This window comes from Cupriavidus sp. D384 (genome assembly GCF_001652915.1).
Taxonomy (GTDB): domain Bacteria; phylum Pseudomonadota; class Gammaproteobacteria; order Burkholderiales; family Burkholderiaceae; genus Cupriavidus.
In genome coordinates this window covers 55375-66452 of sequence record NZ_BBQI01000045.1, presented here as the reverse complement: position 1 = coordinate 66452, position 11078 = coordinate 55375, and the positions used below count along the sequence as shown (strand labels likewise).

At 66.9% G+C, this 11078-nt stretch carries 9 protein-coding genes; 3 read left to right on the top strand and 6 right to left on the bottom strand.

Features of this window, described 5'->3' with window-relative positions; genetic code table 11:
• Positions 1-313, top strand: a 313-nt coding sequence (locus A9J21_RS13250; RefSeq protein ID WP_156545851.1) for an ATP-binding cassette domain-containing protein, incomplete at its 5' end; no start/stop codon positions are given.
• Between the two features lie 46 nt (positions 314-359).
• Here the strand turns inward: A9J21_RS13250 and ggt are convergent.
• Together ggt and A9J21_RS13240 are read right to left on the bottom strand one after the other, a co-directional pair.
• Complete coding sequence (gene ggt / locus A9J21_RS13245) at positions 360-1985, bottom strand: gamma-glutamyltransferase (protein WP_066736270.1); 1626 nt, start codon at positions 1983-1985, stop codon at positions 360-362.
• Between the two features lie 10 nt (positions 1986-1995).
• Positions 1996-2979, bottom strand: a complete 984-nt coding sequence (locus tag A9J21_RS13240; protein ID WP_066736263.1) for a tripartite tricarboxylate transporter substrate binding protein — start codon at positions 2977-2979, stop codon at positions 1996-1998.
• Positions 2980-3100: 121 nt separating this feature from the next.
• Between A9J21_RS13240 and A9J21_RS13235 the strand changes: the two genes are divergently transcribed.
• The gene (locus A9J21_RS13235) at positions 3101-4045 is read left to right on the top strand and encodes a LysR family transcriptional regulator (RefSeq protein WP_066736261.1); all 945 of its coding nucleotides are present in this window, start codon (positions 3101-3103) and stop codon (positions 4043-4045) included.
• On the opposite strand, the gene A9J21_RS13230 is transcribed toward A9J21_RS13235, so the two are convergent.
• Both A9J21_RS13230 and A9J21_RS13225 read right to left on the bottom strand, forming a co-directional pair.
• Positions 4001-4984 (bottom strand): LysR substrate-binding domain-containing protein, encoded by a 984-nt coding sequence (locus tag A9J21_RS13230; protein WP_231906913.1) that lies wholly within the window; start codon positions 4982-4984, stop codon positions 4001-4003. The genes A9J21_RS13235 and A9J21_RS13230 overlap by 45 nt on opposite strands.
• 70 nt (positions 4985-5054) lie before the next feature.
• The gene (locus A9J21_RS13225; RefSeq protein ID WP_066736259.1) at positions 5055-6899 is read right to left on the bottom strand and encodes a CocE/NonD family hydrolase; all 1845 of its coding nucleotides are present in this window, start codon (positions 6897-6899) and stop codon (positions 5055-5057) included.
• A 358-nt stretch (positions 6900-7257) separates the two neighbouring features.
• On the opposite strand from A9J21_RS13225, the gene A9J21_RS13220 reads away from it, so the two are divergent.
• Complete coding sequence (locus A9J21_RS13220; RefSeq protein WP_066736258.1) at positions 7258-8232, top strand: tripartite tricarboxylate transporter substrate binding protein; 975 nt, start codon at positions 7258-7260, stop codon at positions 8230-8232.
• Positions 8233-8268: 36 nt separating this feature from the next.
• On the opposite strand, the gene cax is transcribed toward A9J21_RS13220, so the two are convergent.
• Positions 8269-9339 (bottom strand): calcium/proton exchanger, encoded by a 1071-nt coding sequence (gene cax / locus A9J21_RS13215; protein ID WP_082926405.1) that lies wholly within the window; start codon positions 9337-9339, stop codon positions 8269-8271.
• Entirely contained in the window at positions 9339-11027 is a 1689-nt protein-coding gene (aspT, locus tag A9J21_RS13210; protein ID WP_066736257.1) for an aspartate-alanine antiporter, read from the bottom strand. The genes cax and aspT overlap by 1 nt, the downstream gene beginning before the upstream one ends.
• Between the last annotated feature and the right edge of the window lie 51 nt (positions 11028-11078).

The window sequence follows — 11078 nt, the reverse complement described above, 5'->3', positions numbered from 1 at the left end:
GGCGAGCCCGCTCAGCGAGCGCGGCGGCAACCTGTCCGGCGGCCAGCGGCAGCGGCTGGCGCTGGCGCGGGGGGCGCTGGCCGCGCAGGGCAGTTCGCTGTTGCTGCTTGACGAACCGACCAGCGCGCTTGACCCGCAGGCCGAAGGCCGCGTATTCGACCGCATGTTCGCGGCCTTTCCGTCGGCCTGCATCGTCGCATCGGTGCATCGGCCCAGCCTGCTGGCCCGCTTTGACACCCTCGTGGTGGTCGAGGCTGGCCGGGTGGTCGATGCCGGGCCGCGCGACGAAGTGCTGGCAAGGCGCGGCGACTGATCCGGACGCGCCCTGAACCCGCCGCCAGAGCGGCCGGCGGGTGCCCTTACATCAGCGAGTCGGTCGAGTAGGCGACCCCATCGCGCCCGGGGTCGGCCCCGCCGTGCAGCGCTGTGCCGTCGATATGCACCGCATGCACCCATCCGATCGTGTAGTTGTACGGATTGCGGATCACCTCGTAGCCCTGCTGTTCGAGCTGCCGGCAGACCGCGCGCGGAATGCGGTTGCAGACGTCGATGGCATTGCTGGTCGACGAGAAGCGCGGCGCCGACACGGCGTCCTGGATCGGCATGCCGTGGTCCACGGCGTTCAGGATCACCTGCAGCACGCCCATGGCGATCTGTGTGCCGCCCGGTGCGCCGAGCACGATTTCGGGCTGGTTGTCGCGGAACACGATGGTGGGGCACGACGACGTGAAGCGGCGCTTGCCCGGGGCGATGCTGCCGGCCCGGCCTGGCCGGGGATCGAAGACGCCCATGCATCCGTTGTACATGAAGCCCATGCCGGGCGTGATGGCGCCCGACGGCATCGCCAGCGAATGGGTCAGCGACACACAATTGCCGTCGCCATCCACCACCGACAGGTGCGTGGTATCGCGCGGCACCGCGTGTCCGGGGTTGACGCGCGTGACGGACACCTTCTCGTGCGCGCGCACGGCTGCGGCGGTCTGCGCGGCGCGCTCGGCGGACAGCAGGCGTTCCAGCGGGATGTCGACGAAGGCCGGATCGCCCAGATGCTTGTCCTTGTCGACGGTGGCCTGCTTCATGACTTCGCAGACGATGCGCAGGTACTCGGGCGAGTTGTGCGGCATCGAGCCCAGGTCGAACTGCTCCAGCGCGTGCAGCATCTCCAGCAGCATCGCACCGCCACCGGGCGGCTGGTTGGTGGCAATGACACGGTCGCGGTAGCGGCCGAACAGCGGCTTCTGGCGGATCACGCGGTAGTCGGCCAGGTCCTGGCGGCTCAGCAGGCCGCCGTTGGCCTGCATGTCGGCGACGATGGCATCGGCAATCGACCCGCTGTAGAACGCATCGGCCCCTTCGCGGGCAATCACGTCGAGCATATCGGCCATGTCGGGGTTGACGATGGGTGCGCCGATGGGCCGCGGCCAGCCGTCTTCGCGGCAGTAGATGCGGCGGCCCGATTCGCTGAAAGCCAGCCGCTCGCGGTTGCTGGCGCGGCCGAGCGTGGCTTCGTCCATCCAGAACGCGTGCATGCCGGGACGCACGAAATAGCCGTCACGGGCCCAGGCAATGGCCGGTGCCACCACCTCGCGCCATGGCAGGCGGCCGTGGGCCGCGTGCATTGCTTCCAGGCCGCGCAGCGTGCCGGGGGTGGCGATCGATTGGTAGCCGATATCGTTCAGGCGGCCCTTGATGAAGAAGCCGAAGCCGTCGCGTGCCTCGCCCTCCAGCAGGTCGGCCCACATGTCGGGCCGCGCGCTGGCTGGGGCCGTGGCGTGGAAGTCGAAGTACTCGTGTGCGCGCGCGTCGCGCATGTAGACCGCACCGGTGCCAAAGCCCGCGATGCCGCACATCAGCGGATCGACCACGGTCTGCGCCAGCGCGCAGGCCACGGCCGCATCCACGGCGTTGCCGCCTGCCTTCAGGATCTCGACGCCCGACTCGGCCGCTTCCGGCTGCGGGCAGACCACCATTCCAGGATTCGTCATGGGAGGGTCCTTACCTGGATTGGAAGTCGACGGAGCCCAGCGCTTCCTGCACCTTGGCGGTGTCGCGCACGGTCATCTGCATCAGCATGCCGGACGGGCCGGGCATTGGCACCACCTGCATGGTCCTGAGCTTTTCCAGCGTGCCCTTGTCGGCCAGGAAGACCTGCGATGCGGCGTGCAGGCGCTTCACGACATCGGGCGACGTGCCGGCCTTGGCGGCCACGCCCATCCAGCCCAGATCATCAAGCCCCGACAGGCCCAGTTCGGATGCCGTTGGCACGTCCGGCAGGTCTGGCAGCCGCTTCGGCGCGAACAGCACCAGCGGCACGAGCTTGCCGGCCCGAATCTGCGGCATGGCCGTGCTCAGCACCGGCGCCATGACCTGCGTCTGCCCGCCGACAGTGGCGACCACGCCATCGGGCTCGCCCTTGTATGGCACGTGCGTCATATGGATGTTCTGGTTCTTCTGGAACAGCTCGACCACCAGGTGGGTGGAATTGCCGTTGCCCGACGACGCGAAATTGATCTTGCCCGGCTTGGCCCTGGCGGCAGTCACCAGATCGGCCAGGGTGCGGAAGCCAGTCTGCGGATTGGCAACCAGCACGAACGGCACCGTGGTCAGCACCGACACGGGGGTGAAGTCGGTTTCGGGCTTGTACGACAGCGGGGCGTAGGCGAACTTGTTCAGCACCATCTGCGAGACCCCGGCCAGGAACAGCGTGCACCCATCGGCAGGTTGGGACAGCACGTACTTGGCCGCGATCACGCCACCGGCGCCAGCCTTGTTTTCCACGAGCACGGTGGTGCCCAGTTCCTTCGAGGCGGTTTCGGCCCACATGCGCGCCAGCGTATCGGTGCTGCCGCCGGCCTGCTGCGACACCACCAGCTTGATCGGCCGCGTGCTCCCGGCTTCGCCGCAGGCCCAGCCCGGCGCCGAGGCACCCACTGCGAGCATCGCGGCCAGCAGTTTCCCCATGATGGAGATTTTTCTCATGTCGTGTCCTTCTTGATCAGTGGTTCCATGGATTGTTCCGCGGCCGCAGAAGCGTCAATATTCGCCCGGGAAGCGCGGAACGGCCAATGAAATGTTCCGAACCTTGTATGAGTATTTGTTCATGTCGCAGTCTCCGGACACCGTGGCCTGGGCGCGCCGGTTGCGGATGCGTCACCTTGAATCGTTCCTGGTCCTGCACGAGGCTGGCACGCTGACGCTGGCCGCCCAGCGGTTGCACATGACCCAGTCGGCCATGTCGCACTGGCTGGGCGAGATGGAGGATCTGGTCGGCACGAAGCTGGTGCTGCGCGGCAAGCAGATGAAGCTGACGGCGGCCGGCGAGGCCGTGCGCAAGCTGGCGCTAAGGGTGCTGGGCGAAGTAGGGCGGACCAACGCCGAGCTGCTGTCGCTGGCAAAGGGCGACGTGGCGCGCGTGCATATCGGCAGTGTGACGGCGGGTATCGCCCATCTGATTCCGCGTGCCGTGCTGGCCTTCCAGGCGCGCCATGCCGATGTGTCGTTCCAGGTGACCGAAGGCGTGTTCAACGCGCTGCTGAGCGGGCTGGAGGAGCGCGAGTACGACCTGGTGGTGGGTTCGATCGATGCCCGCGCCTACGGCCAGCATCTGGAGCACGAGGTGCTGTTTGCCGACGACATCGCGATTGTGGTCGGGCCGGACCATCCGCTGGCGGCGGCACGCAGCGTCGGCTGGGCCGACGTATTCGGCTTTCCGTGGCTGATGCCGCCGCGCGACACGCTGATGCGCGTGCGGCTGGAAAACACCTTGCTGGAACGCGGTGGCGCCGGCATCAAGCCGAAGATCGAAACAGGATCGATCGTGGTGCTGGAATCGGTGGTGCGCGCCAGCGACCATGTGGGCGTCTGTTCGGCCGCCATGGCTGCGCACCTGCAGCGCCGTGGGCTCGTTTCCATCCTGCCGCTGGCCGATGTGGGGTCATTCGGGCCCGTGGGGGCGGTGTGGCGGCGGGGCGGCGCCGACGAAATGCTGCTCGACTTTGTCTCACTGCTTCGCAGCGAGGCCGGGCGGATCGACGGCGGCGGCTGACGTGCCGGCGGCCGTCAGGCTGCCCAGCGGGCTGACGCCTTTCCAGGCGCCTGTTGCGATGGCATCGACAATCAGCTTCAGCAACGCGTCTTCCACCGTCTTGCAGGCCAGGCTGAGCCGTGCGGCGCCTGCCACGCAGAGGAACACGCGGCGCACCAGCGACGAATCGGAGATCGGCACGCACGCGAACGCCTGCGGCGGTTCGGTGGCCAGCGCGCTCCAGGGCAGGATGGTCCACCCCATGCCGGCGCTGACCGCCGACAGCAGCACCGACACCGCGCTGGTCTCGGCCACAAGCTTCAGCTCGAGCCCGGCGGCCACGAAGGCACGGTCGGTCAGCACCCGTACCGAATTGGGAAAGCTCGGCAGCAGCAGCGGCAACGCGGCCATCTCGGCCAGCGTCAGCGCCGTGTCGCGCTGCGCCGATGCCGGGCCTACGGCCATCAGGTCTTCGTCCAGCAACGGCACGAGATGCATGTTCGGACGCTGCTGGGCATCCATGGCGATGCACAGGTCGAGCTTCTGCGCCGTGACAAGTTCGGCCAGGTCGGCGCTGCTGCCTTCCACGATCTCGACCGTCACGTCCGGCACGCTGCGCGTGACGAACTGCAGCAGCGGCACGGCCAGCACGCGCGACGTGCTGGTCGGCAGGCCCACGCGGACATGGCCCGACGGCACATCGCGGCCATGCCGAACGGCCGCATGCGCTTCTTCCATCTGGCGCAGCACCATCTTGGCGTGCCGGTACAGGATCTGGCCGGTCTCGGTGGGACGCGCGCCAAATGGCCCGCGCACCAGCAGCTTGGCGCCCAGTTCGGCCTCCAGGTTGACCACGTGCTGGCTCAGCGACGGTTGGGCAATATGCAGCGCATCGGCCGCGGCGGTAATGCTCTCGAGTTCGACGATGCGCGCGAAATAGCGAAGCTGCCGGAAATCCATGACTGCGAAAACGTGGGAACGGGATGCCCACTCTAGCACTTCATGTGCCGGGGCAGGCATCGTCCCGGCGTCAGCGGCCGCTTGCCTGCGCGGCTACGGGCACGTCGATATGGCAGCCGCCGCTGCCAAGGTGCAGGGTCAGCAAAGGTGGGCGGCCATGAGGTACCTGCGGAAAGTGGCCACGGTCGGCACCCGCGATGGACACCCGCAGCCGGCTGCCTGCCGCCAGCGTCCACGCCATCGGAAGCAGTGCGAAGTCCAGCGCGACGGGCTCGCCGGGGATCAGCCGTTCGGCATCGGCACGGCGGTGCGCGCGATAGGGCCAGGTCGTGCGGTACTCCGCAGGGCAGGGTTCCGTCTTCCGGTGGGACGCGCGCAGCATGCCCTCGGTGATATAGCGCACCGTGCCATCGGCTTCCACTTCGGATAGGTAGACGAACACCGCCGCGTCGGGCTGCGACGACGCCACCTGCAGATGTGCCACCACATGGCCCGCAATCGCCATCGGCGATGCCAGAGGCGCCGAGTCGAAATGGGGCAGTGCCGCTTGGTGCGGGCCCCAGTCGGCGTAGTAGTCCTCGATATTGGCGGCCCCCAGCCGCTCGTAGCGCGTCTGGCGGCCCGTGCTCCAGTCGAAGCTGACCTGGGTAGTGGCCGTGGTGGCCCCTGGCTGCGGTGTGGCCGACAGCACCCCCCCATCGGTCAAATGCAGCCGCGTGCTGGCCGGGGCGGGCGGCCAGGCATCGGCCGGTTGCCACTGGTTGTCGTGGATGCTGTGGTAATGCACGCGCGCTTCGCGTTCCAGGCCGGTGGGCAGGCCAAGGAGGTGATGGTCGAAGAAGCGCAGCACTTCGCCCAGCAGCGGGAAGTCGGACGCGGCGCGGTCGCGCCAGGGCGACACGTTGGTACGCGCACCATGGTCCCAGGGGCCCAGCAGCAGGCGGCTGTCGTGCGACGGCAGCGACAGGAAGCGTGTAATGGCGCCGTTGGCGTAGCCGCCGCCGTCGTACCAGCCAGAGATCGAATACACGGCCACGTCGGGCGCGATGCCGTCGAGATACCGGTACGGGCTGCAGCTGCCGGAATCGAGCGACGGGTCATGGAAGGCGGCGCCATCGCGATAGGCGAACTCGGGCGCCAGATCGGCCAGCGTGAAATTGTTGCGGTGCTCGGCGACCGCGGCGCCCACCAGCGCGCCGTCGGCGTCTTCGTCGGTGCGCTCGGGGCCTTCGAAGGTCGGGTCGTTGAAATAGGGAAAGCCGGCCACCAGGTCGCGGCGGTCCTGGTCCAGTGCAAGCATCAGCTCGTCATAGGCTTGCACCCAGACCTTGGACAGCATGCCGCCCGGGTAAAGCTGCTCGCTGTAGATATCGGATACCGAGAACAGCGGCGCGATGGCCTTGACCGCCGGATGGCCGGTACTGGCCAGGAAGCAGGCCGCGGCGCCCAGATAGGAAATGCCGGTGGAGCCGATCCTGCCGTTCGACCATGGCTGGCTGGCAATCCATTCGGCCACTTCGTAGTAGTCGTCGCGTTCGGTGGGCGACCGCAGCGCGTCGCGCGTGCCGAAGCTGGCGCCCGTGCCGCGCACATCGACCACGACCACGGCGTAGCCCTTGGGCACGAAGGCATCGCGGTACTTGGCGCCGTTGGGGCTCGGTTCCGCGCCCTGCCGGGACAGGCGGAAGCGCCGGTAGTACGGCGTGAAGATCACCACGGTGGGGAAGGCTTCGGGAGCGGCGGTGCCCGGCAGCGGCTGCGGCAGGTACACGTCGGCGGCCAGGCGGCAGCCGTCGCGCATGGGCAGATAGCAGGAGGCCGGCTGGGCCGGTACGGAGAAGGCGGACGGGCGGCTTGCCAGATAGGCGGACGGCGGGGTCAGCCACGCGTTGCCACGGGTATCGATGTCGGACATGACGGTGTACTTGTGCGGAAGGGCCTGAATAACGGCCCCATGGTACGGAGCGGCCCGCCGGTTCCGGAAAGACGAAATTCCGATCCGGTCATAGGCCGGCCCTATGACCCGTCAGACGTCCGTGCGCCAATGCGCGTGAAAACCTGCGTGCCAGGCACAAGGCCGGTGCCTGGCGGTGGGATGCTGCATTGCAATAGTGCGCAGGGGCCCCACGGATGGGCAGTCGTCTCAGGGTTTGCCCAGGGCATAGCCCCGGCCTATGTTGGCATCGACAATCCGTATTGGTCGCGGGTCGCGCAGATCCATACCATCGTCATGAATATTTCGTGACTGGCTTCGATTCGATTGGAGAGTATTGATGTACCGACGTTTGATGGCTTCCGCGTTCATCGCCTCGGCGGTGTTGTGCCATGGCGCTGTGCAGGCCCAGGATGCGTACCCGGCGCGGCCGATCCGCATGATCGTGCCGCAGTCGGCCGGCTCGGGCGGCGACGTGGTGGCGCGGCTGCTCAGTGACCGGCTGTCGCAAGACCTGGGGCAGTCCATTGTCGTGGACAACCGCCCCGGTGCGAACGGCATCGTGGCGATGAGCACCGTAGCCAAGGCGGCACCGGATGGCTACACCGTGCTGCTGACGGGCGTGTCGCAGATCAGCTTCAACCCGCACCTGTATGCGTCGCTGCCGTACAACCCGCAGAAGGACTACACGTTCATCTCGCCGGTGGTTGACACGCCGTTCGTGATCGTTGCCAGCAAGGCCAGCGGCATTACGTCGATGCAGGGCTTCATCGACAAGGCGAAGCACAAGCCGGGCGGCCTCACGTTCAGCAGCGCCGGCGTGGGCAATTCCACGCACCTGGCCATGGAAGTCGTGGCGGACAAGCTGGGCCTGAAGATGACCCATGTGGCCTACAAGGGCTCTGGCCCGGCGCTGACTGGCGTGGTGGCGGGCGAGGTCGACGCGATGGTGAGCGTGCTGGGCGCAGCGCTGCCGCAGGTAACGGGCGGCACGGTGGTGCCGGTAGCCATCGTCGGGCAGCAGCGCGTGAAGGAATTGCCGAACGTGCCGACCCTCAAGGAGGCTGGCATCGATGTGCCGTTGATGCCAAGCTGGTACGCACTGGTGGGCCCGGCGGGCCTGGATCCCAGGATCGTGACCCGGCTCAACACCGCAGTGCAGGCGGCACTGGCCGATCCGCAGATCAAGGCCAGGCTGGCATCGTTGTATCTGTTCCCGGTGGTGGGCAGCGCCGATGCCATCAAGCAGCGTGCGATGTCGGAGTCGAAGGTCTGGGGTGACTTCATCCGCAAGCGCGGCATCCAGGGTTCCTGACGGCTGCCCGAAACCCGTGGCTGGTGATGCCCGGCGCTAGTGCGGCAGGAAGAAGAACGTCAGCGCCAGCGTGAAGTAGACCACCAGCAGTTGTACGCCCTTGAACCAGTCGGCGTGGCCATCGTTTGCCATCTGGGCGGTGACCAGCACGGAAAGGGCCACGATCAGCACCAGGGCCGGGCGGAACGCCAGGTCCATCGGCGAAGGCCCGATGACAAGGCTGGCAAGCACCAGTACCGGTGCCACGAACAGGGCAACCTGCACGCTGGAGCCTACCGCGATCGAGAATGACAGGTCCATGCGGTTGTTCAGCGCGGCCGTGATGGCGGTGGCGTGCTCGGCGGCATTGCCCAGTATTGCCACGACGAACGCCCCGACGAAGATGTCGCTCAGGCGGTACTGCTGCATCATGGGTGCCAGGGCACCGACCATGATCTCGCTCATCCATGCGGTGCCCGCCGTGGCAACCACCAGCATGGCGATGGGCCGGCCTATCGATGCGCGGGGCGCGGGTGTATCGGGCTGAGGCTGGGTGCCGGCCGCTGCCGGTGCAGGGGCCGCCCGGAATAGTGCCGGGTGCGTGATCAGCGAGAACACCAGGTAGAGCGCGTAGACCGCCAGCAGGACCACCGAGATCGAAATGCTGAGCCGGTGCAGCGACACCGTGGCGCCTTCCACGGCTTCGAACGTGGCCGGCAGGATCAGGGCAACGGCAGAGAGAATCAGCATCGTTGCCTGCGACCGCGCGCCGCGCGGGTTGAACTGCTGTTCGTGGTGGCGGACGCCGCCGGCCAGCATGGCCGCGCCGAACACCAGCAGCATGTTGCCGACGATCGAGCCGACGATGGACGCTTCCACCACCTCGTGCAACCCGGCCTGCAGCGCCACCAGCGCGATGATCAGCTCGGCGGCGTTGCCGAACGTCGCATTGAGCAGCCCGCCGACGCCTTCTCCCAGATGCTCCGCCAGCTGCTCGGTGGCGTGGCCCATCCTGCCGGCAAGCGGCAGGATCGCCAGGGCCGAGACGGCAAAGATCAGGAGATGACGGTCGGCGGCAAAAATTTCGATTGCAATCGAAACAGGAACAAAGATCAGAAGCCAGTTCATCAGGAAAGGATCATGATCACCACCATCCCCCAGATCGTCAAAAGCGTGTTGCCCACCGCGTAGGTGACGGTATAGCCCAGCCCCGGCACCTGGCTTTTGGCCGCTTCGCAGACCATCCCCAGCGCCGCGGTGGTGGTACGCGCGCCGGCACAGATGCCCAGGATCAGCGCCGGGTGGAAGCGGAACACGAACTTCGCCAGGAACATGCCGATGATGAGCGGCACGGCGGTGGCGAAGATGCCCCACAGGAACAGGCTCACGCCCAGTTTCTGCAGGCCGGCGATGAAGCCGGGCCCCGCCGAGATGCCCACCACCGCGATAAATACGTTCAGGCCGACCGAGTTCATGAACCAGAGCGTCGGCTCGGGAATGCGGCCGAACGTGGGATGAATTGCCCGGAACCAGCCGAAGATGATGCCGGCGATCAGCGAACCGCCCGCCGTCGAAATGGTCAGCGGAATGCCCGACACATGGATCACGATGGCGCCGATCAGCGCGCCAACCGTTATCGCCAGCGAGACAAAGGCGACGTCGGTGACCGTGGTGGGGCGGTCCACGTAGCCCAGTTGCTTGGCGGTGGCGTTGATATCCTGCGTGCGCCCCACCAGCGTGATCACGTCGCCGCGATAGAGCTGGGTCTTGGGCAGCACCGGAATCACGGTCTCGGTCGGGCCGCGCTTGATCTTCTTGAGGAACACACCCCGCGCGCCAGGCCAGCGCGCCAGTTCCTGCAGCGGCTTGCCGTCCACCTCCTTGTTGGTGATGTAGACGTCGACGCCTTCGGTCTGGATATTGAGCAGCTCCGCGTCTTCGACCTCGCGGCCGCTCGGGCCCAGGCGCAGGATCATCTGGTCGCGCTTGCCACCGATGGCTACCACGTCGCCCGGTTCGATCAGCGTGTGCTGGTCAACCTCGATGATCTTGCCGTTGCGCCGGATGCGCTCGATAAAGGCCCGCACGCCGTCGTGCGTGCCCGCTTCAAGCTCGCCAACCGACTTGCCGATGAACTGGCTGTCGGGTGCCACGGAGTAGGCGCGCACCTCGAAATCATGCCATTCGGTGCCCCCGCCAGCCGATGAGCCAGCGCCCAGCATCTGCTCGTACTCCTTGCACGCGGCCACCAGGTCGATGCCCAGCAGCTTGGGCCCGATCTGGGCCAGGATGATGGCCGACCCGACGGTACCGAAGATGTACGTCACCGCATAGGCGATTGGCATGCCGTCCAGCAGCATCTTGGTCTCTTCCGGCGAGCGCCCCAGCCGGTTGATGGCATCGGTGGCCAGACCCATCGAAGCCGAGATGGTCTGCGAGCCGGCGAACAGGCCGGCGGCAGAACCGAGGTCATAGCCGGCGACCATGGCCGCCACCACCGACGCCCCCAGCGAGAGCACCGCCAGGATCACTGCGAAGATCGCCTGCGGCACCCCGTCCCTGGCGATGCCGCGCACGAATTGCGGACCCACCCCGTAGCCGACCGCGAACAGGAACATGAGGAAGAAGACCGACTTCACGTTCGCGGAAATCTTCACGCCGAGGATGCCGATAACGATGGCTACCAGCAGGGTGGACGTCACAGCCCCAAGGCTGAAGCCCTTGAAGCTCTTTCCGCCCACCCAGTAGCCAATTCCCAGTGCCAGGAAAATGGCGATCTCCGGGTAGGCCTTGAGCGTATCAACAAACCAGGTCATGGTATTTGCCTCCTGTTATCGGACCTCAGCGTTTGCGGCGAGACTGGCTGG

Excerpts from the sequence above, each read along its gene's own strand:
- ggt (WP_066736270.1), bottom strand. The coding sequence starts at position 1,985 with ATGACGAATCCTGGAATGGTGGTCTGCCCGCAGCCGGAAGCGGCCGAG.
- cax (WP_082926405.1), bottom strand. The coding sequence starts at position 9,339 with ATGAACTGGCTTCTGATCTTTGTTCCTGTTTCGATTGCAATCGAAATT.
- A9J21_RS13235 (WP_066736261.1), top strand. The coding sequence starts at position 3,101 with ATGTCGCAGTCTCCGGACACCGTGGCCTGGGCGCGCCGGTTGCGGATG.
- A9J21_RS13240 (WP_066736263.1), bottom strand. The coding sequence starts at position 2,979 with ATGAGAAAAATCTCCATCATGGGGAAACTGCTGGCCGCGATGCTCGCA.
- aspT (WP_066736257.1), bottom strand. The coding sequence starts at position 11,027 with ATGACCTGGTTTGTTGATACGCTCAAGGCCTACCCGGAGATCGCCATT.
- A9J21_RS13220 (WP_066736258.1), top strand. The coding sequence starts at position 7,258 with ATGTACCGACGTTTGATGGCTTCCGCGTTCATCGCCTCGGCGGTGTTG.
- A9J21_RS13225 (WP_066736259.1), bottom strand. The coding sequence starts at position 6,899 with ATGTCCGACATCGATACCCGTGGCAACGCGTGGCTGACCCCGCCGTCC.
- A9J21_RS13230 (WP_231906913.1), bottom strand. The coding sequence starts at position 4,984 with ATGGATTTCCGGCAGCTTCGCTATTTCGCGCGCATCGTCGAACTCGAG.